Below are 25,070 nucleotides of genomic sequence, written 5' to 3' on the forward strand. Positions count from 1 at the left end.
GTTTTAGGAACTGGTGCTGGGCTTCAGGGTCGTGCGCGGTGCACCGTGGGCGGGTGTTCGACGCCCGCCGTACCGATGCGGTACTCCTCCTCGTCGCGCTCGTCTGGGGTTCCAGTTATCTCTCCGCCCAGACGGCGGTGTCCGCGCTGCCCGTCCAGGCGGTCCTGTTCGCCCGGTACGCGCTCTCCGCACTGGCCTGCCTGGTCCTGGTCCTGGTCACCGCCCGCCGTGGACGGCGCCGGTGGACACGGGAGGAGGTACGGGCCGGCGTGCCGCTGGGGCTGACCCAGGCCGCGGTGCTGGTCGTGGAGACGTACGGAGTCGCCCACACCAGCGCCGCCAACGCGGGGCTGATCATCAGCCTGACCATCGTGCTCACCCCGCTGCTCGACCGCTCCGGTCACCCCGGCGGGCTGCCGCCCTCCTTCCACGCCGCCGCGGGTGTGTGCGTCCTGGCCGTGGGGCTCCTGATGTCCGGCAACGGCTTCCACGCGCCCGGACTCGGCGACCTGCTGATGCTCGCCGCCGCCGTGGTCCGGGCCGTGCACGTGGCCCTGGTCGGCCGGCTCACCGCGGGCCGCGCGGTGCGTCCCCTGCACCTGACGGCGCTGCAGACCCTGATCGGCACGGCGTTGTTCCTCCCCGCGACCGCCACCGCCCTGCCCGGCTTCGCCCGCGCCGGCGCCGCGACCTGGGTTCAACTGCTGTATCTCGCCCTGTTCTGCAGCGTGTTCGCCTTCCTCGCGCAGACCTGGGCCGTCCAGCGCACCTCCGCCAGCCGCGCCGGGCTGCTGCTCGGCACGGAGCCCGTGTGGGCCGTGGCCGTGGGCGTCGTCCTCGGCGGCGACCACCTCACCCCGCTCACCGGCCTCGGCGCGGCCCTGATGGTCGCCGGAACCTACTGGGGCCAGTCCGTCGAGCGCGCCCACCGTACGGCCGCACCGGACCCGGCGCACGGTCCCGTCTCCGCGCATCGCGCCGGAACCGAGAAGGACACCACGCGCGGGACCGCGGCACCCACCGGTTCCTGAACGCCCCGCCCGTCTCAGACCCTCCCGTCCACCGCCTCCCGCAGCGGCCACGTACCGTCCACCACCGCCTCCGCGTCGCCCTTGGCGCGCAGGAAATCCTGGAAGTCCGCCGCCCAGTCCGCGTACCACTCGATCTGGCGGCGGTGCAGCTCCGCCGGGCCGAGGGCCGCGACCTTCGGGTGGCGGCCGGCTATCGCCGCGGCCAGCCGGGCGGCGGCCAGCGCGTCCGCGCCCGCGTTGTGCGCGGACTCCAGCGCCACCCCGTACTCCGCGCAGACCGCTTCCAGGTTGCGCTTGCCGCGGCGGTAGCGGTCGGCCCAGCGGTCGATCGTGTACGGGTCGATGACCGGGGCCGGGGCGAGGCCCCCCAGACGGTCGCGCAGGGACGGCAGTCCGTGTCGTCGCAGCTCGGCGGAGAGCAGGGTGAGGTCGAAGGCCGCGTTGTAGGCGACGACCGGGACTCCCGTCCTCCAGTACGCCACCAGGACCTCCGCGATCGCGTCCGCGACCCGGTCGGCCGGGCGGCCCTCGGCCATCGCCCGCTCGTTGCTGATCCCGTGCACCGCGACCGCGTCGGCCGGGATCTCCACGCCCGGATCCGCGAGCCAGTCGCGGCGGCCGAGCGGCTCCCCGTCCTTGACCTCGATCACCGCTCCCGTGACGATGCGCGCCTCATACGGATCCGTCCCGGTCGTCTCCAGGTCGAAGCCGATCAGCAGCTCCCGGTGCCAGGCCATGGCGGCCCCCCCTTCGTGGTGGTGCTTTCCCCCAGTGGCCTCCACCCTCGCATGCGCCACTGACAATCCGAGGACCGGATTCCGCTTCCGGTCGGCACCATCGGACAGTTCAGGACACCGGACGCGAATCCGCCCAAGCCAGTTCGAACTCCTCGCGGTAGGTGGGGAAGAGCCCGTTCTCCTCGACGTCGTCCGACTTGACGACCCGGCTGCCGCCGCGCAGCACCAGCACCGGCGCCTCCATACCGCGGGTGCGCCGCAGATAGGACTGCACCACCGCGATGCCGTCGGAGCCGTCCCCGTTCACCAGGTAGGCGGTGAAACGGGGCGTCTCGTCGAAGACCTGGATCTCGAAGGCGCCCGGGTCGCGCAGCTTCGAGCGCACCCGGCGCATGTGCAGGATGTTCATCTCGACCGCGCGGCTCAGCTCGCCCTTCCTGATGCCGAGCTCCCGCTCGCGCCGTTTGACCGCGCTGGAGGCCGGGTTGAGGAACAGCAGCCGCACCCGGCAGCCGGACTCGGCGAGCCGCACCAGCCGCCGCCCGGAGAAGTTCTGCACCAGCAGGTTGAGGCCGATGCCGATGGCGTCCAGGCGGCGGGCACCGCCGAAGATGTCCTCGGCGGGGAACTGCCGCAGCAGCCGTACCCGGTCCGGGTGGACGGCGACCACGTCCGCGTACCGGTCGCCCACCAGGTCCTCGACCGCGTCGACGGGCAGCCGGCGGGCGGAGGGCACGTCGCCGCCCGCGCCGAGGATCTCCAGGAGCCTGGCGGAGGCGCGCTCGGCCTGCGCGAGGACCGCCTGGGACAGGGCCCGGTTGCGGGAGACCACGTTCCGGGTCACTTCCAGCTCGTCCAGGGCGAGCTCCACGTCGCGGCGCTCGTCTATGTACGGCTCGAAGCACGGCCAGTGCTGCACCATCAGCTCGCGCAGCTGCGGCAGCGTCAGGAAGCTGAGCACGTTGTCGTCGGCGGGGTCGAGCAGATACCCCTTGCGGCGGCTGACCTCGCGTACCGCGACCGCCCGCTGCACCCACTCCTGGCCGGCCGGTCCGGCGGCGGCGACCACCCAGTCGTCGCCGTGGACCGGTTCGTAGATGGGGCGGAGAACGGCGGCCACGACCGCGCGCAGCCGCTGCTCCACCAGATTCAGCCAGATGTAGGCCCGCCCGGCCCGCTGGGCGCGGGTCCGCACCTCGCGCCACGCGTCGGCGTCCCAGTCCAGTTCCGGCCCGATGGATCCCATCTCCATCGGCCGTGCCAGGGACACCGCCCCGGGCGGGACATCCGTGGAGTTCCCCTCGTGACCCTCGTCACCAGGGGGCAGCTCCAGCCCTCCCGAGCCCACCCGCGCACCGCCTTCCGCTCCCCCGAGCCTCCCCAGGGGCAAGACCCCGGCCAACGATCAAGGAAGACTACTCCGGGAGTGCGGCGCGGTGCAGCCGGATGGACAGGGTCGTTTCTCAACTACCGGTTCGTGGCTGTCCGTTCTGGTCGGCGAGGGCGGGCGGAGTGAGCGGATTCATAGCCGTGACGTCGCGCGGAGCGATGGAGAAGCCCTGCCAGTGGACCGGCATGGGCTGCTGGTCCTCGTCGCGAGCGACATGATGGAAGCCGACGTTCACCCACACCACCGGGTGAGTGAGAGTCTGGCCGTTGACCCACTTGTCGACCGTCTTGGCCGCCCCCGTACCGCAGTTGCCCACGTTGTCACTGGCGAACTGCTCGCACGGCTTGTACTCGGTGAAGTAGATGTCGTGCTTGGTGAAGTCGTGGCCGAGGTATTTGGTGGACGCCCCCGGGACGATCTCGTACGAGCGCGCGTGGCCGTCCTTGTTCTTGCCCGCGTCGCTGACGACCCGCCACCAGCGCATGTTCTTGGCGTCGCCCGCGAGTTCCTTGGTGACGGTGGTGCGTGTCGTCCTGTTGCTGGGCGCCTGGGCGCCCCGGGCGGGCGGGCTGACCACGGAGTCGTACTGCTCGACCCTGTTCCTGGAGGAGCCGTCGAGGCCGAAGTCGAGCCGCCAGAAGACGTTGTGGCTGTGGCTGGTGGCGTAGGAGTGGGCGCCGTTGCCGATCGGCCAGCCGCGGCCGTCGCCCGCGTCGTAGTCGTACGGCGAGAGGCTGCCGGTGGCGCCGACGTTCATGTTGACCGTGCCGTCGTCCTGGAAGCGCCACTCGGTGATGTACTCGTACCAGCCGACCTTGTTGACGGTGTATATCAGCAGGTCCTTGCCCTGGGCCTGGTAGACCTTGTTCCCGTCGTCGCTCTGCATGCGGTAGGCGTGTCCGCGTGAACGGGTCGTGGTGCACAGGCCGTTGACGTTCGGGTGGCTCGGGTCCCAGGCGTTCGGCACCTTCACCGTCTTGATGGTGCCGCCGGGACACTCGGCGGGCGCCATGTTCATCAGGCCCTGCGCGAACCCGGCGCCGGTCAGGTCGCTGTACTCGACCGAGCCGTCGTCGTAGGGGACGTCGATCTGGGCGAGCCGGGCGCTGTTCAGGACCTTGATCGGGCGGCTCTCGCCCGGGGGCTGGTAGGAGACGTGCTCCAGCACCAGACCGGCGTATTTGTCGTAGCGCCAGCACATCCGCCAGGTGGTGCCGGTGGAGAGCTTCTGCTCGATCCGGTAGGCGGCGGCGCACTCGGCGGCCGGAGCGGCGGCGGTCTTCGGCCGGGCGAAGGCCGGGGTGGCCGCCGTGCCGCCGAGGGCGAGCCCGGCGGTCAGCAGGCCGGCCACGGCCCGCCGGTGGAGCGACTGCCGACGGGCACGGCTGTTTCTGTTCACGCGCATGACGAAGAGACTCCTGTTGCACGAAGCGAGAAGGGCGAAGCGAGAAGGACGAACGGCGCAGGGCGAAGGGAACGCGAGGCACCGCGCCCGCGATCGGGAGATCCGGGGGGCCGGGTCCCGGTGCAGGTCCCGGTGCAGGTCCAGGGGCAGGTCCAGGTCCGGAAAAACGTTCCTCCCGAAGGCGGTGGCCACGTGGTTCAGCCGAGCCTGCCGACCTTTCGGGCGCTCAGGTCGATCACGAAGGAACGGCTGTCGATCCAGGAGCCGTTCGGGATCTTCGGGAGGAGCCGCACACAGCGGTGCGTGCCGCACTGGTCGAGCACCGCGGGCTGGGCCCCCGGGACCGCCCGGTAGACGATGCCGGTGAGCATCAGCTGACCTGGCGAGGTGAGGTCCTTGCCGGTGGCGTCCTTGTAGTCGGCCTTCAGACCCGCGCCCAGCGGGTCGGCGATGAGCAGCCGGGCCGCCTCGGCGTTCTCCTCCCGGGTGAGGGGCGGCTGCACACCGTGCTGGGTGCCCGTCCCCTCCACCTTCCCGGAGCGGAGGTCGACGGTCTTGGTGACAAGGGCGTCGCTCTTGTAGTCGTAGAGAGTGACCTCCGCGCGTCGGGGCGCGTCCGGATCGTCCAGTTCGTCCGCGTCCGGTTCGGCGAGGTCGACGCCGAGGCGTTGTGGGCCCTTCCCGCCCTCCACGTTCTGCCCGGCGGCCAGCTGCGGGCCGCTCAGCGCGACGCGCTCGGCGCGCCGCACCTCGTCGTCGGTCAGCGGGTCGTCGCCCTTGCCGGTCGCCCCCTCGGCGGGGGCCCGCTCGACGACACCGGGCCCCACGGACTGGTCCTGCTGCCGGGCGGCCTGTCGGGCAGCGAGCCCGCCGCCCTTGCCACCGGACTCCTCGGCCCCCGCCGAGCCCGGCAGTGTGATCCCGACCATGACGGCGGTCCCTGTCACCGCGATGGCCGCACCCGCCACCACCTTGCCCAGGTGGCGGCGCACTGTCCTACGCACATTTCCCCCTACTCCCCCTGCGTTGCGGGAGTGGCTCGAGCCCCACTGGTTCGGCACACCACGGCGCGCGGTGGTCAGCACGCGCGCCGGGTGTGCGCTGGTCGGCCGTTAAGAGGGATGCAGGTGGGAGAAGGTTCCATCGTCGGAGAGATCGGGGGGCGCCGCGGACGATTCGCGCCATACTCGTCACTCGATGAGGGAGCGAGCAGGATGAGTCAGGATTCCCGCTCGCTCAGGAGGGGGAGCAGTCACTTTCGGGAACTCGGCCGCAAGGCGCCCCCAGAGGGCCGGCAAAGCTGGGAGAGTCGAATTCATGCAGGTCTGGCCTGGAGAGGCGTATCCGCTCGGTGCCACCTATGACGGCGCCGGGACCAACTTCGCGGTCTTTTCGGAGGCCGCCGACCGGATCGAGCTGTGTCTGTTGCACGACGACGGCTCGGAGACGGCGATCGAGCTGCGGGAGACGGACGCGTTCGTCCGGCACGCGTATCTGCCGGGGGTGATGCCCGGGCAGCGGTACGGGTTCCGGGTGCACGGTCCGTACGCCCCTGAGCGCGGGCTGCGCTGCAACTCGGCGAAACTGCTGCTCGACCCGTACGCGCGCGCGATCAGTGGCACGGTGAGGTGGGGCGAGGAGGTGTACGGCTACCCGTTCGGGTCCCCCGACAAGCGCAACGACCTGGACTCGGCGCCGTACACCATGGCGTCCGTGGTGATCAACCCCTACTTCGACTGGGGCGACGACCGCAGGCCGCGCACCGAGTACCACCGTACGGTGATCTACGAGGCCCATGTGAAGGGCCTGACCATGCGCCACCCGGCGCTCCCCGACGAACTGCGCGGCACCTACGCCGCGCTCGCCCACCCGGCCATCATCGAACACCTGACCGAGTTGGGCGTCACCGCACTGGAACTGATGCCCGTACACCAGTTCGTCAACGACCACCGTCTGGCGGACATGGGCCTGAGCAACTACTGGGGCTACAACACGATCGGTTTCTTCGCCCCGCACAACGCGTACGCCTCCTGGGGCGACCGCGGCCAGCAGGTCCTGGAGTTCAAGTCGGCGGTGAAGGCGCTGCACGAGGCCGGTATCGAGGTCATCCTGGACGTCGTCTACAACCACACGGCCGAGGGCAACCACCTGGGCCCGACGCTGTCCTTCCGGGGCATCGACAACCCCTCGTACTACCGGCTGGCGGACGACCCCCGGTACTACATGGACACCACCGGGACCGGCAACTCCCTGCTGATGCGCTCGCCGCACGTCCTGCAGCTGATCATGGACTCGCTGCGCTACTGGGTCACCGAGATGCACGTGGACGGCTTCCGTTTCGACCTGGCGGCCACCCTGGCACGGCAGTTCCACGAGGTGGACCGGCTGTCGTCGTTCTTCGACCTGGTGCAGCAGGACCCGGTGGTCTCCCAGGTGAAGCTGATCGCCGAGCCGTGGGACGTCGGCGAGGGCGGCTACCAGGTGGGCAACTTCCCGCCCATGTGGACCGAGTGGAACGGCAAGTACCGCGACACCGTGCGCGACCTGTGGCGCGGCGAGCCGCGTACCCTCGCGGAGTTCGCCTCCCGGCTGACCGGCTCCTCGGACCTCTACCAGGACGACGGCCGCCGCCCGCTGGCCTCCATCAACTTCGTGACCTGCCACGACGGCTTCACGCTGCACGACCTGGTCTCGTACAACGAGAAGCACAACGAGGCCAACGGCGAGGACAACCGCGACGGCGAGAGCTTCAACCGGTCCTGGAACTGCGGGGCCGAGGGCGAGACCGACGATCCTGCGGTGCTCGAGCTGCGGGGCCGGCAGATGCGGAACTTCATCGCCACGCTGATGCTCTCCCAGGGCGTGCCGATGCTCAGCCACGGCGACGAGTTCGCGCGCACGCAGAACGGCAACAACAACGCGTACTGCCAGGACAGCGAGCTGTCCTGGGTCCAGTGGCCGCAGGACGGCAGCGATCTGCTGGAGTTCACGCGCGCGATGGTGTGGCTGCGCCGTGACCACCCCGTCTTCCGCCGGCGCCGTTTCTTCCACGGCCGCCCGGTGCAGGGCACGCACGACGAGCTGTCCGACATCGCGTGGTTCACCCCGGAGGGTGAGGAGATGACCCAACGGGACTGGACGTCGGGGCAGGCGAGCGCGCTGACGGTGTTCCTCAACGGCAACGCGATCTCGGAGCCGGGGCAGCGCGGGGAGCGGATCACGGACGACTCGTTCCTGCTCATGTTCAATCCCTCGCCGCAGACGCTCGAGTTCGTGGTGCCGGTCGACCACGGGCGCCAGTGGCAGGTGGTCGTCGACACGGCCGTCCCGGAGGGGCTGCCGCCGGGCACCGGTACGAAGATCGAGGCCGGGGGCCGGCTGACCCTGGTGGACCGGAGCCTGGTGGTGCTGCAGCGGCCGGACTAGCCGGTGGTCCGGCCGCGGGGGCACGCGCGCGTGGCGGACGTTTTCCGTGGGCGGCCGGGTCGGCGGCGCGTCGATGACACGAAAGGCGGCGGGGCGGGTACGTAGCTTTCCATGACACCTGAGCGTCCCGGCCCGACGGTGCCCACGGCCACGTACCGGCTGCAGTTGCAGCCGCGGTTCCCGTTCGGTGCGGCGCAGGCGGCCGTGCCGTACCTGGCCGCCCTCGGCGTCTCGCACCTGCATCTGTCGCCGATCCTTCAGGCCGTCCCGGGCTCGGCGCACGGCTACGACGTCGTCGACCACGCGCGCGTGCGGGACGAACTCGGCGGCGAGGCGGGGCTGCGCTCCCTGGCGCGCACGGCGCGCGAGCACGGGCTGGGCCTGGTCGTGGACATCGTGCCCAACCACATGGCCGCCTTCCCCCGCCACAACCGGGCCCTGTGGGAGGTGCTGCGCGAGGGCCCGGCGTCGCCGTACGCCCGCTGGTTCGACATCGACTGGGACGCGCAGGGCGGACAGCTGCTGGTGCCGGTCCTGGGGGGCCGGCTCGGCGAGGTGATCGGGGACCTCAAGGTCGACGGGGACTTGCTGCGCTACCACGAGCACGTCTTCCCGTTGCGCGAGGGCACCGGGAAACTGCCGCTGCCCCAGCTGATCGACGCCCAGTGGTACCGCCCGGTGTGGTGGCGGCTGGCCCGTACCGAGCTGAACTACCGGCGGTTCTTCAGCATCTCCGAGCTGATCGGGGTGCGCGTGGAGGACCCGGAGGTCTTCGCCGCCACCCACGGCACGCTGCTGCGGCTGCTCGACGAGGGCGTCGTCGACGGTCTGCGCATCGACCATCCGGACGGTCTCGCGGACCCGGAGGTGTATCTGCGCCGGCTCGACGAGGCCACCGGCGGGCGCTGGACGGTCGCCGAGAAGATCGTCGCCGACGGCGAGCACCTGCCCACCGCCTGGCCGGTCGCGGGCACCACCGGGTACGACGCGCTGCGGCACGTGGACGGGCTCTTCACGGACCCCGAGGGCGCCGAGGAGCTGCTCGGCCACTACCGGCTCTTCGCGATCCCGCGCGGCGACCGCGGCGGCCAGTGGGCCTCGACGGTGCGGCGCGCCGCCTACGAGGTGGTCACGCACGAACTGGCGACCGAGGTGGAGCGCCTCACCCGCGTGACGAGCCGGCTGTGCGCCACGTCCCCGGACCCGGCGCTGCGCGACCACGCGCCCTGGGCGCTGCGCACAGCGCTGCGGGAACTCCTCGTCCGCATGGAGGTGTACCGGCCCTACGCCTCCCAGGACGCCGCCGAGGTGGTCACCGAGGCGGCCGCCGCCGAGGCCCGGGCCGCGTTCACGGTGCCCGAGGAGGCGCACGCGGTGACCGTCGTACGCGACCTGGTGCTGGGGCGGGCCGGCGAGGGTCCCGACCTCGAGGAGTTCCGGGCCCGGTTCGCGCAGACGGCGTCGGCGCTGCGCGCCAAGTCCGTGGAGGACACGGCGTTCTACCGCTATGTGCCGCTGCTGTCGGCGAACGAGGTGGGCGGCGAGCCCGGCGCCCCGGCCGTCGCCCCGGAGGACTTCCACGCGTACTGCGCGCGCGTGCAGCGCGACTGGCCCGTCACCGGGACCGTGCTGTCGACGCACGACACCAAGCGCAGCGCGGACGTGCGCGCGGCGATCTCGGTGCTCACGCAGTGCCCGCAGCGCTGGGACGACGTACTGGCCGAGGCGACCCGCGCGGACGGTGACGCGCCCGACCCCCAGTTGGCCTGGGCGGCCTGGCAGACGCTGTTCGGGCTCGGGCAGGCGGACGAGGAGCGCCTGAAGGGGGCGCTGCTCAAGCATGTGCGGGAGGCGGGGCTGCACACCTCGTGGACCGAACAGGACCCGGCCTACGAGGAGGCGGTGGCGGCGTTCGTCTCCGGAGGCCCGTGCGGGGGGCCGGGACGGCTCGTGACGGCCCTGAGGGACGAGCTGGCACCGCACATCCGGGCGAACGTCCTCGGGGCCGCGCTGGTCCAGCTGACGATGCCGGGCGTGCCCGACGTCTACCAGGGCACCGAGGGCGAGTACCGGGCCCTGGTCGACCCGGACAACCGGCAGCCGTTCGCACCGCAGCAGACGGCCTCGGACAAGGCGGACCTCACCAGAGCCGCGCTGCTCCTGCGCCGGCGGCGCCCGGAGGTCTTCGGCGCCTCGGCGACGTACGCGCCGCTGGCGGCCGAGGGCCCGGGTGCCGCGCACTGTGTGGCCTTCGTGCGCTCGGGTGAGGTGCTCACGGCGGTCACGCGGCTGTCGCTGCGGCTGGCGGAGGCGGGCGGCTGGCACGACACGTCCCTCCCACTGCCGCCCGGCCGCTGGGCCGACGCGCTGGCACCGGGGCGGGAGTACGAGGGGCACACGCGCGTGGCGGACCTGTTCGCGCGGCTGCCGGTGGCGCTGCTGGAGCGGGTCGGCGGGCGGTGACTCCGTGCCCCTGCGGGCCGTCCGAAGCGTTCCTCACCCTCGCGGGGCGCGGGCTGCACCAGCGGTGAGCCCGCGCGTCCGCGCGCACGCGCGTGGGGTCGTCAGCTCCTTTCCCACGCTCCTGGGGTTTCGGCGACGGCCCCGTGCGCGTGGCGACCGCCCGGCACCGAGCGGGCCGGTGTCTGGTCCGACAGCGCGAAGACCGCGCCGGTCTTCGCGGTCAGGTCGCAGCTGTTCGCGAAGGTGTGGGTGTAGTCCACCTTGTGGCCGTTCCACTCCCCGCGCGCGGAGACGGTCACGGGGGCGTAGAGCATCGTGCAGTAGGACTGCTCGGGCGGGATGCGGTGGATGTCCCCCTGCACGGCGGCCAGTTGGTCGCAGGCCTGGGCAGCCCGTGCGTGCCCCTGGGGCGGATCGCAGATCAGGAGCGTGCCGCGGACGTCCCGGGAACGGGCGTCGCCCTTGGTGACCGTCAGATAGAGCCAGTTCCCGCTGGTGGCCGGCCGGGGCGCGGCCTGGGCCGGTGTCGCGATGAGCAAGGCGGTCGCGGCGAGCAGGGCGCCGCGCAGGGCCAGGATCGTCTTGTTCATTCCCTGTGCATCGGCACCGCGGGCGCCGAACCCCAGTCCTTCTCACCCGAACGGGAGCGTGGGGCCGTGTGCTGCCCGGCGAGTTCGAAGGCGGCGAGCACCACGCGCGCCTGGTACTCGGCCTGGCGCGCCACGGGGATCCAGCGTGCGCCGTAGCCGTCGTGGTAGTCGGCGCACCAGGCGTCGATCAGCCGGTCCAGTTCGGGCAGCACGTCGGCCGCCGCGCGCCCGGCGGCTCTGGCGAGCTGGTGCAGCAGTCCCGCGGTGCGCAGCGCGACCCGGCGGCCCGAGATGCCGAGGGCGGTCAGCCGTGCGGTGTCCAGCGGCGGCAGCGGCCGCTGACCGGCGCCGTACAGGTCGGGGTCCCAGGAGTCGGCGAGTCCGGGTCCGACCAGTAAATAGTCGTCCACCGGGGCGAGCAGCCGGGCCGCGTCCGGCACGGCGTCCAGGTGGGGGCGGACGCGGGCCAGCAGGCCCTCCAGGAGGCGCGTGTCGCGGCGCAGCGTGGCGCTGACGGCCCGCAGGACCGCGTCGGGGTCGGCGAGCGGTGAGGGGTCCTCCACGGCCGCCACGCCCCACATGGGCGCCTCCACCACCGCGGTGACGGTGCCGTAGCGGTGCGGGTGGAACCAGGTCGACTCGACCGCGGCCTCCGTGATCGCGGCGGCGAGGTCGCCTCGGCGCGGGGGCGGGATGCGGTACACGGCGGGCCCGAGGAGCGGCCAGTACAGGGTGTCGTACGGGCCGAGCTCGCGCGGGATGCCGAGCCGGGCCGCGGCGTGGGCGAGCCGCTGGGCCATGCCGGGCAGGTCGCGGGTCAGTTCGACGAAGCCGCCGCCGACGTCGACGCCGTGCAGGGAGCACTGGAAGAAGGGCCGCAGTTCGTCCTGGAGGTCGAGCAGGGCGCGGGTCTCGGGCAGGGCGGCGCGATCGGCGCCGTCGGGCAGCCACTCGGGCTGTTCGAGGAAGCCGGGGCGGAAGAAGTAACGGAAGTACCGGCCGAGGGTGTACGGGCCGGACAGCCAGCCCTCGTTGCGCCGGGCGCCGTCGGGGTCGAGGCACAGCAGCAGGTTCCAGGTGGCGTCGGCGTCCCGGCCGAGCCGGGGGTCGGCCAGCACCCGTTCGGCCAGGCGCAGGGCGGTGGCGCCGCCGACGGGCTCGTTGGCGTGCGGTCCGGCGACGACGAGGGCGTGGCGGCTGCCGTGGCCGACGGAGAGCAGCCAAAGGGGCGTGCCGCCGCGGGACGTGCCCACGCGGCGGAGCCGGGCGTCGCGCGGGTGGCCGGCGGCCAGCGCGGCGGCACGGGCGCCGAGTTCGTCCACGGTCGGGTAGCGGAGGAGGGGCGGCAGGGCACACCTCCCCTATGTGGTGCCGTCGATTCACCTGCTGTACATGGCGTACGCACAGTCAGTCACGGCTGAGCAGGTACGTCAACACCGTCGGAGGTACCGAAGGTTGGGTGGCCGCAGGACGGCACTCCGACGGCGTAACGCGCTCGGCGCGGCAGACCGCGCCCTCGCCCCGCTCCGTGCGTCAGACCGCGCGCCGTGGCCCCGCTCCGGCCCGGCACGCCGGTCCTCGCGAGGAGGGCGCCCCTACTCCGACGCCAGGCGGAACGTCATCCTCCCGAAGCCGACCTCGTCGCCCTCGCGGACGACCGCGGCGCCGATCACCCGGAGGCCGTTGACGGTCGTGCCGTTCGTGGAGCCGAGGTCGCGCAGTATCCACAGGCCGCCCTGGCGGCTCAGTTCGGCGTGCACACGGGAGACCGTCTCGTGGCTGAGCCTGAGGCCGCTCGCGGGGTCGCGGCCGATCCGCAGCGGATAGGGCCGGTCCGTGTGGGGCAGCAGCAGCTTGGGCAGCCGCTCGGCCTGCCAGGCCCGCCGCAGCCGTACGGTGAACCCGGAGACCGCCTCCACGGTCCCGAACACGATCCGCGACCAGCGCTTCTCGGTGGGCAGATCGGCGGTGAGCGCGGCCAGTTCGTGCGGCTGCCGGGCGACCAGGGCCAACTCCATGCGCCGGAGGAACGTGTCGTGCGACAGACGCCCCAGGGCGACGCCGTCGCGGAGCACCTTCAGCGCCCTGTCGCGTTCGGCGTCCGAGAGCCGCGCGGGGTACGTGTGGAACTCGAAAGACGACGTCACGGACGTGATTGTCGGTCAGTCGGACCGGACGTGTCCAGAAAACGCAAAGAGTGGCCCAAGCCGCCGTCAGGGTCGTTCCGTGTGACGAAAGGGTCGATCGGACGGCGAAGTGATCGTGTTTGACGCACCATGGACGGGCTACATCACGGTGGGCAGACGAGGGGGAACGTCAGTGCGGTTCGAGGTATGGGCGCCACAGGCCGGCCGGGTCACGCTCCACTGCGGCGGTGCCACGCGCGCGTTGGAGCGCGATCCGGAGCGCGCCGGGTGGTGGGCGGGCGAGGCGGAGGCCGAGGACGGCACGCGTTACGGCTTCGCGCTGGACGACGGCCCCGTGCTGCCCGATCCGCGCTCGCGCCGCCAGCCGGACGGGCCCGACGGGCAGAGCGCGGTGGTCGACCACGGACGGTACGCGTGGCGTGCCGCGTGGCCGGGACGCGGGCTGCCGGGCGCGGTGCTGTACGAGCTGCACGTGGGCACGTACACCCGTGAGGGCACGCTGGACGCGGCGGCCGAGCGGCTCGAGCACCTGGTGGAACTGGGCGTCTCACACGTCGAGTTGATGCCGCTGTGCCCGTTCCCGGGGCGGCACGGCTGGGGTTACGAGGGTGTCTCGCTGTGGGCGGTGCACGAGCCGTACGGCGGCCCCGCGGCGCTGAAACGGTTCGTCGACCGGGCGCACGAACTCGGCCTCGGCGTCGTGCTGGACGTGGTCCACAACCACCTCGGCCCCTCCGGCAACCATCTGCCCGCCTTCGGCCCGTACTTCACCGACACCCACCACACGCCCTGGGGTTCCGCCGTGAACCTGGACGCGCCCGGCTCGGACGAGGTGCGCGCGTATCTGATCGGCAGCGCGCTGGCCTGGCTGCGCGACTACCGGATCGACGGCCTGCGCCTGGACGCGGTGCACGCGCTGCACGACACGCGCGCGATCCACTTCCTGGAGGAGCTGTCGCAGGCGGTGGACGCGCTGGCCGCCGAGGTGGACCGGCCGCTGTTCCTGATCGCCGAGTCGGACCTGGCCGACCCACGGCTCATCACCCCCCGCGCGGAGAACGGCCTCGGCGTCCACGCGCAGTGGAACGACGACTTCCACCACGCGCTGCACACCGCGCTGACCGGCGAGTCGCAGGGCTACTACGAGGACTTCGCCCGCGCGCCCCTCGCGGCCCTCGCCAAGACACTGACGGCCGGTTTCTTCCACGACGGCACGTACTCGACGTTCCGGGGCCGGCGGCACGGCCGCCCGCTGGACCGCAGCCGGGTGTCCGCGCACCGCCTGCTCGGCTACTCCCAGACCCACGACCAGGTCGGCAACCGCGCCCAGGGCGACCGGCTCTCGGCGTCCCTCTCCCCCGGCCTCCTGGCGTGCGCGGCGACGCTGGTGCTCACGGCCCCGTTCACACCGATGCTGTTCATGGGCGAGGAGTGGGCCGCGGGCACGCCCTGGCAGTTCTTCACCGATCACACCGATCCCGAGCTCGCCGACGCCGTACGACGCGGCAGGCGCCGGGAGTTCGCGGCGCACGGCTGGGCGGAGGAGGACGTGCCGGACCCCCAGGACCCGGCGACCCGGGACCGCTCGTGCCTGGACTGGTCCGAGCCGGAACGCGAGCCCCACGCGCGCGTGCTGGCCTGGTACCGGGAGCTGGTCGCCCTGCGCCGCGCACAGCCCGACCTCTCGGACCCCGACCTCGGCGATGTGAAGGTCACCTACGACGAGGACGCGCGCTGGCTCGCCTTCCGCCGCGGGGACGTCCGGGTCGCCGTCAACCTCGCCAAGGAGCCGGCGCGCATCTCCCTGGGCCTCCGCGACGCGCGCGTACTGGCCGCCTGGGAGCCGGTTCAGCCGCCGGACGAGGACGGGGTGGTGACCGTGCCGGGCGAGTCGTGCGTGGTGCTGACGCAGGAGTGAGGTGCCGGCGCAAACGCTCGCGGCAGACGTGCGCGCAAGCGTTCACGCCCGCGTCGCCGTGACGGCGCACGCGCCCGGCCGCCGCAGGCGCTGGGCGCGGTGAGGCCACTGGGGGCGGTGACAGCCCACTCGACGCGGTGACGGCTACTGCCACGTAGTGACGGGCCATTGGGTGCGGTGGCGGCCATTGGACGCGGTGGCGGCCACTGGACGCGGTGGCGGCACGGGCCTCCGCGCCCGCGCGGCCGGACGCCACCGCGACGCCTAGGGCGTCTCGTCCCCCGGCAGTTCCGTGACGCGTTCCAGCAGGATCGGCTCCCAGGCGCGGCGCAGGCGGGCCCGTAGGTCCGGCAGGGGCGTGTCATCTCGGCCCTGGAGTCCGCCGGCCAGGGCGACGAGGGCGTTGCAACGGGCCAGCCACAGGCCGCGCAGGCAGGGGCGGGCGCCGTAGCCGGCGAGGGTGGCGGCGCGCACCGCGGCGGGGGCGCCGACGGCCTCGGCGAGTCCTGCGATGTCCTCGGCCGGGTCGCCGATCACCGCGTCGTTCCAGCCGAGGACGCCGCGCACCCGCCCGTCGTCGCTGACGACGAGGTGGTCGTCCCGCAGGTTGCGGTGCACCAGGACGGCCGCGCCGGGCTGGGGGGCGAGCTGGCGGGCGGCCGGGGCGGCGAACTGGGCGAGCCGGGCGGGGTCGAACTCGTCGCGCTCGGCGAGGCGCTCCGCGGCGTGCGCGGCGGCGGTGCGCACGGCCTCCAGCGAGCGGGGCGGGACGCGCGGGACGCCGAGCGACTCGGCCTGCCGTACGGGTACCTCGCGCAGCCCCGAGAGCAGCGCCGCGAGGTCCGCCTCGCCGACCGCCGAGACGCCCCGTTCCCTTCCGGTCGAGCCGGGCAGCCGGGCGTCGAGGGTGTAGCCGAGTCCGGCGGCCCACTCCCCGTGCGCCACGCTCATCGGCACCGCCGTCCCGATGTGCGGCCGCACCAGGGCCCGCAGCCGCAGTTCACGGCGCTGGCGGGCGGTGGCGTCCCGGTCGGCGGCCAGCCGCAGCACATGGCGCGTGCCGACCCACCAGGTGGCGTGCCCGCCCTCGGCGACGGGCGTCACGTCCGGTCCGTCGCCGTCGTGGAGCAGGGTGCGGACCAGTCGGCGTACGGTCTCCGCCGTCGGTGTCGGTGCCTGGGTCATGATCGCGCCGTTGTCGTCTCGGTGGGCCTGCTGCGGGTTCTGCCGCCGGGTCGGGCGGCCGTCGCGGCCTCGCAGTCGCGTCGGCCGGCGGCCACTGCCTCCTTCACTCCTTCAGTCGACCATCGCCATCTCACGGGGCGTGTTGTTCAGGCGGCGTCCGCCGTCCTCGGTCACCGTCACGATGTCCTCGATGCGGACCCCGAAGCGGCCGGGCAGATACACACCGGGCTCCACGGAGAAGCACATGCCGGGGACGAGGGGCTGCTCCTCCCCCTCGATCATGTACGGCGGCTCGTGCGTGGTGACGCCGATGCCGTGCCCGGTGCGGTGGATGAAGTACTCCCCGTACCCGGCGTCGGCGATGACCGCGCGGGCCGCCCGGTCGACGTCCTGGCAGGCCGCGCCGGGCCTGACCGCGCCGAACCCCGCCTCCTGGGCGGCGCGCACCAGGTCGTGCACCCGGCGCTCCTCCTCGGTGGGTTCGCCGACGTGGACCGTGCGGGTGGTGTCGGAGCCGTAGCCGTGCTTGAGGCCGCCGAAGTCGAGGACGACCATGTCGCCGCGCTCGATGACGCGCTCGCCGGCCTCGTGGTGCGGGTTGGCGCCGTTGGGGCCCGAGGCGACGATGGTGAAGTCGACCTGGGAGTGGCCGAAGTGCCGCAGCAGATCGGCGAGGTCGGCGGCGACCTCCCGCTCCCGGCGACCGGCGAAGGGGACCTTCCGGATCTCCTCGTACGTCGCGTCCGCGGCGGCGCCCGCGGCGGCCAGCCGGTCGAGTTCCGCGGCGTCCTTGACGGCCCGCAGCATCGGCAGGGCGCGGGTGAGCGCGACGTGGCCGGCGTCGGGCAGCCGTTCGCGCAGGCCGAGCAGGTGCAGGGCCCAGGCGTTGTCGCTGATGCCGTAGCGGCCGTCGGCGGTCAGCAGGGAGGCCGCCGCCTCGTAGGGGTCCTTGCCGTCGGTCCAGTCGCGCAGCGTCAGGGCGCTCCCGCCGGGCGCCCGGGCGGCGTCGGGCGCCTCCAGGGTGGGCACGACGAGGACGGGGGCGTGCCCGGCGCGCAGGACCAGCAGGGTGAGGCGTTCGGTCTCCACCGGGCGGTATCCCGTCAGCCACACCAGGTCGGGTCCGGGCGCGACGAGGACCCCGTCGAGCCCGGCCTCGGCGGCGGCGTCCGCGGCGCGCCGCATCCGGGCCGCGTAGTCCTCGGCGGTGAAGGGCGCGGGACCGTCCGTGTCGGGCGGTACGGGCGTGCCGGTCATCCATAACCTCCGCTGGTACGGGTCCTCCCAGGTCCTACGGGCAGCATCCTGCCCCTCCGCAGGGGCGGACGCGAGCCCATTGCGACCATGACGGCCCGGGGACGGGGGCGCCCGCCCGCGCGCCGGGTCACCCGGTGGCCTGCGGAGCGCGCAGCAGCCGCTCGGCCAGTGTCGCCGCGGCTCCGCGCAGGCCCCGGCCGTGTACGAGTTCCGTGCGGTGGACCACGCGGGGAGCCGCGAGCGGCACGGCGACCGTGCCCGGTACTCCGGTGGCCGCCGAGCGCGGCAGGAGTGCGAGGCCGTGGCCTGCGGCGGCAAGCGCCAGGAGCGTGCGCAGATCGGTGCCCTCCTGGCGCAGGGCCGGCCGGAAGCCCGTGCCACCGGCCACGGCCCGCAGTCGAGCCAGCGGCAGGCCCGCGTCGGGGGCGTCCAGCCAGCGGGCGTCCGCCAGGTCGCCGAGCCGGAGCCCGGCGCGGCCGGCGAGCGGATGGCTGCGTGGCAGCAGCACGCAGACGGGCTCCTCGCCGGCGCTCTCGGTCACGAGCGGCGCCACGTCGGGCAGCCGCAGCGGATCGCTGGGCGCGGCCAGGCCGTCCACGAGGCCGAGGTCCGCGCCGCCGGTGGCGACCGCGGCGGGTATCTCGTCCCGGGTGAGCACCCGCAGGGTGACGCCCGCGGCGGGCAGTGCGGCGAGGACGCGCGGCCCGAGCGCGGTCGACGTGGCCGCGAGCGTCACCCCGAGCGTGGGCGCGGCCGCCATCCGCGTGACATCGGCCCTGGCCGCATCGAGGCGCAGCAGCAGCGGACCGGCGTGTTCGAGGAGCCGTTCGCCGGCCGTGGTGGGTGCGACCGGACGCCGGGTCAGTAGCGGCGCGCCGAGGTCCTGTTCGAGCGCGGCGATGTGCTGCGACACGGCGGACTGGGTGTAGCCGAGTTCGCGGGCCGCCTCTGAGAAGGACGCGAGCCGGGCCACGGTGACATAGGTGCGCAGGAGGTGCGGGTCCATGCGCTCCAGCATGCCGCACGACATCAGCATCGCTTATGGAGAGTGCACCAATCATCGTTGGACGTGAACCATGGGGCGGGTCGAGCATGGTCGGCATGACATCCGACGCGACACACACCGCCCGTCTCGCCCTGGTCGGCGACCGCTCCCCCACCGTGGTCTCGCACACCCGCGTTCCCCTGCTGCTGGAGGCGCTCGCCGAGCGCGACCGGCTCGTCCTCGACGCCTACTGGATCCCGTCCGAGGAGGCCGCGGACGAGGGCGCGGTGCGCGGCTTCGACGCGGTGTGGGTGCTGCCGGGCAGCCCGTATCGGAGCGAGGCCGGGGTGCTCGCGGCGATCCGCACCGCACGGGAGGAGGGGATCCCCTTCCTCGGCACGTGCGGCGGCTTCCAGCACGCGCTGCTGGAGTACGCCCGCACCGTGTGCGGTCTGACCCGGGTCGCACACGCGGAGAACGACCCGGATGCCGACGACCTCCTCATCGAGCCGCTGGCCTGCTCCCTGGTGGGCCACGAGGCGGCGGTCCGTGTCGTCCCCGACACGCTGGCCCACCGTGTGATCGGCTCGCAGCGGACCGTCGAACGGTACTTCTGCTCCTACGGCCCCTCCCGGCACCTGGACACGCTGCGCGCGCACGGGCTGCGGTTCAGCGGACACGACGAGGACGGACAGGTGAGGATCGCGGAACTGCCCGGCCATCCCTTCTTCCTGGCCACCCTCTTCCAGCCGGAACTCGCGGGTGACGGCTCGCGCCCGCACCCCGTCGTGCGGGCGCTGGCGCGAGCCGCGGTGGAGCACGCCGGCCGTCGCGAGAAGGCCCGGCTCGCCTGACCACCGGTGAGGGAGCGGCGGGCCCGTCAGCCCAGGTGGCCGTCGTGTCCGCCGTGCCCGGCGCCGTGGCCGGGGCGGTCAGCGTGCCACCGGCGCCGCGTGCAGGGTGACGGCCGAAGCCAGGTCCGGGACGAAGCCGTGGACGCGGCGGGCCAGGTCGTCGGCGCCGTAGCGGTGGCAGTTGCGGTGCCAGTTCAGGATGGCCGCCATGTAGTTCCGCAGGTCGGCCACATAGCCGTCCATGACCTCGCGCGCCTCCCGGGAGAGTGCGAAGTCGTCGAACAGCACGGGCAGTTCGCGGGCGGCCACGTGCTGGAACTGCTCCATGCGCTGGTTCATCAGGTCGCCCACGATGCGCACCGCCGTCGGGTAGTCGCAGCCGAAGAAGTTCTGCACCACGAGGAGCGCGTTGTGGATCTCGCCCTCGTACTGGATCTCCTTCTGGTACGAGAAGACGTCGTTGACGAGCATCGCGTAGTCGATGGCCGCGTTCTCCAGTGCGCGGACCGTACCGCTGCGGTAGACCTCGGGCGGGACCGCGGGGCCGTGGCCCATGCGGCAGAGGTTCTTGGTGAGGTCGGCGCCGAAGGTGGCACGGCGCATCTCCAGGTAGTCGACGGGGTCCGGAATGCGGTTCTGGAGCTGGTTGGACAGCTCCCACAGCCAGCTCCCGGTCATGTCGTCCACGGCGGCGCGCAACGATCGCCGCTGCTCCGGGGTCATCCCGGCCGTGGTGCGTGCCCACAGGTCGATCAGGCCGCGCTCCATCCCGTTCGCGGGGACGGGGAACTCCTCGCCGTCGAGGGGCATGCAGGACGACAGCCGCTCGGTGCACAGCCTGGCCGCGGCGAGGTCGCGGCGGTGGCCGAAGACGAGAGGGTAGTAGTCGTCGCCGTAGGTGCCCCAGGACAGCCACTGGGAGCTGAGGTCCAGCGCCTCGGGGGTCGCGTCCGGGTCCAGTCCTGACGCGCACAGGGGCAGGTCGTACGCGGCCAGCTTGTCCTCGTCCCAGACGCCCTCCTGGAGCATGCCCATCCGGTGCATCCAGGGGGTGAGGCGGCTGCGGGCGCCGTCCAGGTGCGGGCTGAGCTCCACCTCGTAGGGCATGTGGAGGTCGGGGATCAGCGATGGCCCCACCTGCTGGAAGGGAAGATGGGTGTACGCACGCAGCCTCCCCCACTGCCCGACGGGCGTGGGAGGTGCCCCCATGGCCCCCGCGTCGGCGAGCAGCCCGCGCACGTCGGCGGCGGACGTGCCGAGGCCGGAGAGCCCGAAGGTGCGCTGCCGGGAGCGGGCGTTCTCGTTCATGTAGCGACTGGAGCGCATGTGCCATTCGTGGCCGCCTGACTGCCAGTCCTGCAGCCCCTTCGCGTACGCGGCGACGGCCGCGAGCTCGTCCGGGGTGAGACCCCTGGCCAGGGCCAGGGCGGGGACTTCCGTGAACGCGGTGTGCTCGAACTGGTGCAGACGTGAGGTGAGGATGTCGTTGACGGCGTCGGCCGCCTCCTGTGTGCCGCAGCCGAAGAAGGTCTCCAGGACGAGGACGCCGTTGCTGTTCTCGCCCTCCTCCTCGACCTCTCGCTGGTAGGAGAAGAGGTCGTTGCGCAGGTGGACCGCGTCGGCGAACGTCTCCATGAGCACGCGCAGCGGGCGGGACGTGGCGACACGGTCGGGTACCTCGGCGGTGGCGTACTCGACGAGTCCCGCGGACCAGGGGGCGCCGCCCACCTTGCGGCGCATCTCGATGTACTCGACGGGGTTGGCGATCCGCCCTTCGTTGATGTTGGACAGCTCCCACAGGGATTCGTTGAGCAGATGCTCGGTCGCGACGGCGAACCGCCTGCGCCAGCCGGGGGACATGGACGGCACCGTGCGTGCCCACAGATCGGCGAGGCCCGCCTCCACCGGGTTCTCCGGCGCCGGTACCGCGGTGTCGAGGTCCAGGGGCATGAACAGCGGGAGGCGGTCCAGGTAGGCCTTGCCGCCTTCGCGGTCCTGGGTGCGCTTGAAGATCTCCAGGAAGTGGTCGTCGAAGAAGAACACCCACACGTACCAGTCGGTGATCAGGGAGAGGGCCGGGGCGTCGCAGTCGGGGTGGGTGTACGCGCACAGCAGCCCGTAGTCGTGCGCGTCGAGGTCGGACTGCTCCCAGATGCCGGAGCCCTCCAGCATGCCCATGGCGCGGGCCCACTCCGTGGAGTGGGCGCGGGCCTCGTCGACATGCGGGTTCAGCCGCGCGGGGTACGGCATGTAGAAGTGCGGGAGGTCGAACGGCTGCGTCATGGCCGGGTCCTGCCCGGGGGCCGGGCGGGGCATCCGCCTGGCGTCGCGTGATCACACCATCGCGTGAATCGGGAGCGAACCACCGTTGGTTCGGCCCGGGCTGCGTCCCGCCGCCCCACGCGGCTGCCACCCACACAGTGGAATACTCGACCTGCTACTTGCCGACCCCCCTCTCCCGCGCCACCGTGGTCGCATGACCTCCTTCGTGCTGCCTCATGACGTGCAAGGTGACGGCGCCCACAAGGTGTTCGCGGTGCACGGCTGGTTCGGTGATCGGGGTGCGTACTCGGCGGTGGTGCCGGATCTCGATCGCGCCGCCTTCACCTATGCCCTGGTCGACCTGCGCGGATACGGTGCCGCCAAGGACGCCCCCGGCGCGTTCGACACCGGTCAGGCGGCCGCAGACCTCCTCGAACTCGCCGACCGGCTGGGCTGGGAGCGGTTCTCGGTGGTCGGGCACTCCATGGGCGGAGCGGTCGCCCAGCGGCTGCTGGCCCTCGCGCCCGAACGCCTGCGCAGGATCGTCGGGGTCTCCCCCGTGCCTGCCTCCGGGCTGACGATGCCCGCCGAGCAGTGGGAGCTGTTCACGGCCGCGGCGCACAAGCCGGAGAACCGGCGAGCCATCATCGACTTCACCACCGGCGGCCGGCGCCCGGCCGCCTGGCTGGACCGGATGGTCGCGCGTTCGCTGGCGCACAGCGATCCCAAGGCGTTCCGGGCATGGCTGGACTCGTGGGCCGGGGAGGACTTCCACGAGGAGATCAAGGGTTCGGCGGTGCCTGCTCTGGCCATCGCGGGAGCACTCGACCCGGCGCTGACGGCCGACCTGCTGCGCGACACCTGGCTGCGCTGGTATCCCCACGGTTCGCTCCTCGAACTGCCCTGCGCGGGCCACTACGCGATGGACGAGACACCGCTCGACCTCATCCGGGCCGTGGAGGACTTCCTGCGCGCGGACGGCGCGGAAGCGTGAGCATCGGCGGGAGCGCTCCGCCCGTCCCCGACGTCTTCGACCCCCGCCGTTACGCCGAGGGAATCCCCTACTCCGCCTACCGCACCCTCCGTGACCACCACCCGGTCGCCTGGCAGGACGAACCGGAGGTGCTCGGCTGGCCGGCGGGACCCGGTTTCTGGGCGGTGACCCGGCACGCGGACGTGGTGCGCGTGCTGAAGGACTCCGCGACGTTCTCCTCCTGGCTGGGCGCCACCCAGATCCGCGACCCGGGCCCCGCCGACCTGCCGTTCATCCGCCGCATGATGCTCAACCAGGACGGGTCGGCGCACGGGCGGTTGCGGCGGCTGGTCAGCCGTGCCTTCACGCCGCGTCGTATCGACCGTTTCACCGCCGTCGTCCGCCGACGCGCCCAGGCGCTGTGCGCGGGCGCCCTCGACCGGGCACGCAGGGGTGACGGCACCTGTGACGTCGTCTCCGCCATCACCGACGACTACGCCCTGCTCAACCTCGCCGACCTGCTCGGCGTGCCCGAGTCCGACCGGGCCCTGCTGCTGCACTGGACCCGTCGCGTGATCGGCTACCAGGATCCGGACGAGGCGGGCGAGCCGCTCCGCGACGCCGAGGGCCGGCCCGTCAACCCTCGCTCGCCGACCGCGCTGCGGGACATGTTCGCGTACGCCCGGCAGTTGGCCGCGCAGAAGCGAATCCACCCCGGCGACGACATCATGACCACCCTCGCCACCGACCGCGAACTGGGCGACCCCGAGCTGGAGATGTTCTTCTTCCTGCTGACCATCGCCGGCAACGACACGGTGCGCAGCGCGGCACCCGGCGGCCTGCTGGCGCTCGCCGAGCACCCTGGGGCGTATCAGCGGCTGCGTGCACAGCCAGGACAACTCAGCCTTGCTGTCGATGAGTTGCTTCGCTGGCACCCGCCCGTGCTCAGCTTCCGGCGCACAGCCTCCCGTGACACCGAGCTGGCCGGGCAGCACATACGGGCCGGCGACAAGGTGGTCGTCTTCCACGCGTCCGCCAACCGGGACGAGCGGGCCTTCGCCGCACCCGACCGGCTCGACCTGACACGGACGCCGAACCCGCACGTCTCCTTCGGGGACGGTCCGCACGTCTGTCTGGGCGCGCACTTCGCCCGGCTGCAATTTCGCGTGCTCTACCAGGAGGTGCTGGAGGCCCTGCCCGGTCTTCGCCTGGCCGCCCCGCCCAGAAGGCTCGTCTCGAACTTCATCAACGGCATCAAGGAGCTCACCGTCCAGCTCACTTGAAAGATCACGGCCTGACCTGGATCAGCGCGTGCCTGCCGCTGGTACGCCAGCGCTGTTCCTCCGCCGCGACCAGTGCCGCCTCGGTCGCCGCGGTGAGGCCCACGACCACGTCGGACTTCAGGGTGCGCAGCGCCGCGACCGGGCCGGGGAAGTACGCCGTGGTGTCCGCGAACGGCGTCGTCGGCGGGTGGAGGCGGTCGCCCACCAGGCGGCGGTAGTTGAGGTCGCCCTTGAGGATCGTCAGGTCCGCCTCGGCGAACTGGGCGCGCAGGTCGTCGGGCATGTCGGCGTACGGCAGCGGGGCGCAGGAGAACGGGTGCGCCCGGACCTCCAGGCGCCCCTCGGCCAGAGCGGTCCACAGGCGCTCCCCGGCGGCCGCCGCCTCGCCCTGTGCGGCGGTGAGGCGGCGTACGGCGTCCACGACGTCGGCCGTGGTGGCGTCGGAGATGTAGTAGGGATACGCCTTCACGTGCAGCAGGGCCCGCCGTACCCGGCCCCGGGTCAGCAGATGGTCCAGCAGGAGCAGGTCCGGGATCAGTTCCCGGCCCGCGTTGTCGGCGACCAGGCAGACCGTGTCGCAGGGCAGCAGGGACCACAACACGTCGCTGTCGTCGGCCACGAGCCCGGAAGCCGCCGTCGAGGCGTCGGGTGCGGACAGGCGGAAGCCGAGGTCCGCGCGGTTGCCCCACAGCGAGCCGTGCAGCAGTGCCCGTGCCCGCGCGTCGGCCGGCTCCCCGGCCAGCCGGTCCAGGGCCGCCAGTTCCTCGTCGGCCTCCGGGGAGTCGAGTTCGGCGAGTTTGAAGGGGCGGAACGGGTCGATGCCCTGCCAGGGACCCGGGCCGAAGTAGCCGACCGCCTGGAGGAGGTGGCGGTAGAAGTAGCTCTCGGACCACAGGAAGGGCACCTCGAACCAGGACCGGCCCAGGTACTCCCGGGCGCCCCACTCCGCCCACCGCACGTCGTCGTCCGTGCCGAGGGGCTCGATGACGCCCTCGGTGGCGCTGGTCAGCAGCGCCTCCAGGGCGTGCCGCCGGTCGGGTCCGTACGGGAAGGCGTCCCGCACCGCGCGGATCAGCGCGGGATGCCGTGCGGAGAGCACACCGTGCGGGAAGGAGCCCGGCTCGTCGGCGAGGATCACGGGGGCGTCAGGCATGGTCTCGGGCT

General features: G+C 72.8%; 19 protein-coding genes. 7 read left to right on the top strand and 12 right to left on the bottom strand.

Going from position 1 to position 25,070, the window contains the following annotated elements:
* Window positions 1-53: 53 nt before the first annotated feature.
* A complete protein-coding gene (locus ACIRC0_RS06315; protein ID WP_403611950.1) occupies window positions 54-1,031 on the top strand; it encodes a DMT family transporter in 978 nt (325 codons plus the stop codon).
* A gap of 14 nt (window positions 1,032-1,045) precedes the next feature.
* On the opposite strand, the gene ACIRC0_RS06320 is transcribed toward ACIRC0_RS06315, so the two are convergent.
* The 4 genes from ACIRC0_RS06320 to ACIRC0_RS06335 all read right to left on the bottom strand — a co-directional run bounded on the left by ACIRC0_RS06320 (window position 1,046) and on the right by ACIRC0_RS06335 (window position 5,567).
* Window positions 1,046-1,768 carry a 3'-5' exonuclease gene (locus ACIRC0_RS06320; RefSeq protein ID WP_403611952.1) on the bottom strand — a complete coding sequence of 241 codons (723 nt, stop codon included), beginning with the start codon at window positions 1,766-1,768 and terminating at the stop codon, window positions 1,046-1,048.
* Between the two features lie 109 nt (window positions 1,769-1,877).
* Complete coding sequence (locus tag ACIRC0_RS06325; RefSeq protein ID WP_403611954.1) at window positions 1,878-3,116, bottom strand: SAV2148 family HEPN domain-containing protein; 1,239 nt, start codon at window positions 3,114-3,116, stop codon at window positions 1,878-1,880.
* Window positions 3,117-3,231: 115 nt separating this feature from the next.
* Window positions 3,232-4,563 carry a copper amine oxidase gene (locus ACIRC0_RS06330; protein ID WP_403611957.1) on the bottom strand — a complete coding sequence of 444 codons (1,332 nt, stop codon included), beginning with the start codon at window positions 4,561-4,563 and terminating at the stop codon, window positions 3,232-3,234.
* Window positions 4,564-4,760: 197 nt separating this feature from the next.
* Window positions 4,761-5,567: a Tat pathway signal sequence domain protein gene (locus ACIRC0_RS06335; protein ID WP_403611959.1), complete on the bottom strand. Its 807-nt coding sequence runs from the start codon at window positions 5,565-5,567 to the stop codon at window positions 4,761-4,763.
* 313 nt (window positions 5,568-5,880) lie between these two features.
* Between ACIRC0_RS06335 and glgX the strand changes: the two genes are divergently transcribed.
* On the top strand, window positions 5,881-7,989 hold the full coding sequence (glgX, locus tag ACIRC0_RS06340) for a glycogen debranching protein GlgX (RefSeq protein ID WP_403611961.1): 2,109 nt from the start codon (window positions 5,881-5,883) through the stop codon (window positions 7,987-7,989).
* A 111-nt stretch (window positions 7,990-8,100) separates the two neighbouring features.
* Window positions 8,101-10,452 carry a malto-oligosyltrehalose synthase gene (gene treY / locus ACIRC0_RS06345; RefSeq protein WP_403611964.1) on the top strand — a complete coding sequence of 784 codons (2,352 nt, stop codon included), beginning with the start codon at window positions 8,101-8,103 and terminating at the stop codon, window positions 10,450-10,452.
* A 101-nt stretch (window positions 10,453-10,553) separates the two neighbouring features.
* On the opposite strand, the gene ACIRC0_RS06350 is transcribed toward treY, so the two are convergent.
* The 3 genes from ACIRC0_RS06350 to ACIRC0_RS06360 all read right to left on the bottom strand — a co-directional run bounded on the left by ACIRC0_RS06350 (window position 10,554) and on the right by ACIRC0_RS06360 (window position 13,189).
* Window positions 10,554-11,042 carry an SSI family serine proteinase inhibitor gene (locus ACIRC0_RS06350; protein ID WP_403611966.1) on the bottom strand — a complete coding sequence of 163 codons (489 nt, stop codon included), beginning with the start codon at window positions 11,040-11,042 and terminating at the stop codon, window positions 10,554-10,556.
* A complete protein-coding gene (locus ACIRC0_RS06355) occupies window positions 11,039-12,364 on the bottom strand; it encodes a M14 family zinc carboxypeptidase (protein WP_403611968.1) in 1,326 nt (441 codons plus the stop codon). Before ACIRC0_RS06355 ends, ACIRC0_RS06350 begins: the two co-directional genes overlap by 4 nt.
* Window positions 12,365-12,637: 273 nt before the next feature.
* Window positions 12,638-13,189, bottom strand: a complete 552-nt coding sequence (locus ACIRC0_RS06360) for an FHA domain-containing protein (protein ID WP_403611971.1) — start codon at window positions 13,187-13,189, stop codon at window positions 12,638-12,640.
* A gap of 172 nt (window positions 13,190-13,361) precedes the next feature.
* Between ACIRC0_RS06360 and treZ the strand changes: the two genes are divergently transcribed.
* Window positions 13,362-15,107 (top strand): malto-oligosyltrehalose trehalohydrolase, encoded by a 1,746-nt coding sequence (treZ, locus tag ACIRC0_RS06365; protein ID WP_403611973.1) that lies wholly within the window; start codon window positions 13,362-13,364, stop codon window positions 15,105-15,107.
* A gap of 264 nt (window positions 15,108-15,371) precedes the next feature.
* Here treZ and ACIRC0_RS06370 read toward each other — a convergent pair whose 3' ends face one another.
* The 3 genes from ACIRC0_RS06370 to ACIRC0_RS06380 all read right to left on the bottom strand — a co-directional run bounded on the left by ACIRC0_RS06370 (window position 15,372) and on the right by ACIRC0_RS06380 (window position 18,555).
* On the bottom strand, window positions 15,372-16,292 hold the full coding sequence (locus ACIRC0_RS06370; RefSeq protein ID WP_403611976.1) for an aminoglycoside phosphotransferase family protein: 921 nt from the start codon (window positions 16,290-16,292) through the stop codon (window positions 15,372-15,374).
* A 111-nt stretch (window positions 16,293-16,403) separates the two neighbouring features.
* Window positions 16,404-17,549 carry an aminopeptidase P family protein gene (locus tag ACIRC0_RS06375; RefSeq protein ID WP_403611979.1) on the bottom strand — a complete coding sequence of 382 codons (1,146 nt, stop codon included), beginning with the start codon at window positions 17,547-17,549 and terminating at the stop codon, window positions 16,404-16,406.
* A gap of 127 nt (window positions 17,550-17,676) precedes the next feature.
* Complete coding sequence (locus ACIRC0_RS06380) at window positions 17,677-18,555, bottom strand: LysR family transcriptional regulator (RefSeq protein ID WP_403611981.1); 879 nt, start codon at window positions 18,553-18,555, stop codon at window positions 17,677-17,679.
* Between the two features lie 95 nt (window positions 18,556-18,650).
* Here ACIRC0_RS06380 and ACIRC0_RS06385 point away from each other — a divergent pair, with 95 nt between their 5' ends.
* On the top strand, window positions 18,651-19,388 hold the full coding sequence (locus ACIRC0_RS06385; protein ID WP_403611984.1) for a hypothetical protein: 738 nt from the start codon (window positions 18,651-18,653) through the stop codon (window positions 19,386-19,388).
* 78 nt (window positions 19,389-19,466) lie between these two features.
* Here the strand turns inward: ACIRC0_RS06385 and cyc2 are convergent, their stop codons facing one another.
* On the bottom strand, window positions 19,467-21,671 hold the full coding sequence (gene cyc2, locus ACIRC0_RS06390) for a germacradienol/geosmin synthase Cyc2 (RefSeq protein ID WP_403611987.1): 2,205 nt from the start codon (window positions 21,669-21,671) through the stop codon (window positions 19,467-19,469).
* Window positions 21,672-21,864: 193 nt separating this feature from the next.
* Here cyc2 and ACIRC0_RS06395 point away from each other — a divergent pair, with 193 nt between their 5' ends.
* Window positions 21,865-22,644 (top strand): alpha/beta fold hydrolase, encoded by a 780-nt coding sequence (locus tag ACIRC0_RS06395; RefSeq protein ID WP_403611989.1) that lies wholly within the window; start codon window positions 21,865-21,867, stop codon window positions 22,642-22,644.
* Window positions 22,641-23,906: a cytochrome P450 gene (locus tag ACIRC0_RS06400; RefSeq protein WP_403611992.1), complete on the top strand. Its 1,266-nt coding sequence runs from the start codon at window positions 22,641-22,643 to the stop codon at window positions 23,904-23,906. Before ACIRC0_RS06395 ends, ACIRC0_RS06400 begins: the two co-directional genes overlap by 4 nt.
* A 4-nt stretch (window positions 23,907-23,910) precedes the next feature.
* Here ACIRC0_RS06400 and ACIRC0_RS06405 read toward each other — a convergent pair whose 3' ends face one another.
* Window positions 23,911-25,059, bottom strand: a complete 1,149-nt coding sequence (locus tag ACIRC0_RS06405) for a damage-control phosphatase ARMT1 family protein (protein WP_403611995.1) — start codon at window positions 25,057-25,059, stop codon at window positions 23,911-23,913.
* Window positions 25,060-25,070 lie beyond the last annotated feature (11 nt).

This window comes from Streptomyces sp. NPDC093984, from assembly GCF_044764595.1.
GTDB classification, from domain to species: domain Bacteria; phylum Actinomycetota; class Actinomycetes; order Streptomycetales; family Streptomycetaceae; genus Streptomyces; species Streptomyces cynarae.

Excerpts from the sequence above, each read along its gene's own strand:
- treY (WP_403611964.1), top strand. The coding sequence starts at position 8,101 with ATGACACCTGAGCGTCCCGGCCCGACGGTGCCCACGGCCACGTACCGG.
- glgX (WP_403611961.1), top strand. The coding sequence starts at position 5,881 with ATGCAGGTCTGGCCTGGAGAGGCGTATCCGCTCGGTGCCACCTATGAC.
- cyc2 (WP_403611987.1), bottom strand. The coding sequence starts at position 21,671 with ATGACGCAGCCGTTCGACCTCCCGCACTTCTACATGCCGTACCCCGCG.
- ACIRC0_RS06350 (WP_403611966.1), bottom strand. The coding sequence starts at position 11,042 with ATGAACAAGACGATCCTGGCCCTGCGCGGCGCCCTGCTCGCCGCGACC.
- ACIRC0_RS06395 (WP_403611989.1), top strand. The coding sequence starts at position 21,865 with ATGACCTCCTTCGTGCTGCCTCATGACGTGCAAGGTGACGGCGCCCAC.
- ACIRC0_RS06320 (WP_403611952.1), bottom strand. The coding sequence starts at position 1,768 with ATGGCCTGGCACCGGGAGCTGCTGATCGGCTTCGACCTGGAGACGACC.
- ACIRC0_RS06330 (WP_403611957.1), bottom strand. The coding sequence starts at position 4,563 with ATGCGCGTGAACAGAAACAGCCGTGCCCGTCGGCAGTCGCTCCACCGG.
- ACIRC0_RS06385 (WP_403611984.1), top strand. The coding sequence starts at position 18,651 with ATGACATCCGACGCGACACACACCGCCCGTCTCGCCCTGGTCGGCGAC.
- ACIRC0_RS06380 (WP_403611981.1), bottom strand. The coding sequence starts at position 18,555 with ATGGACCCGCACCTCCTGCGCACCTATGTCACCGTGGCCCGGCTCGCG.
- ACIRC0_RS06375 (WP_403611979.1), bottom strand. The coding sequence starts at position 17,549 with ATGACCGGCACGCCCGTACCGCCCGACACGGACGGTCCCGCGCCCTTC.
- ACIRC0_RS06370 (WP_403611976.1), bottom strand. The coding sequence starts at position 16,292 with ATGACCCAGGCACCGACACCGACGGCGGAGACCGTACGCCGACTGGTC.
- ACIRC0_RS06405 (WP_403611995.1), bottom strand. The coding sequence starts at position 25,059 with ATGCCTGACGCCCCCGTGATCCTCGCCGACGAGCCGGGCTCCTTCCCG.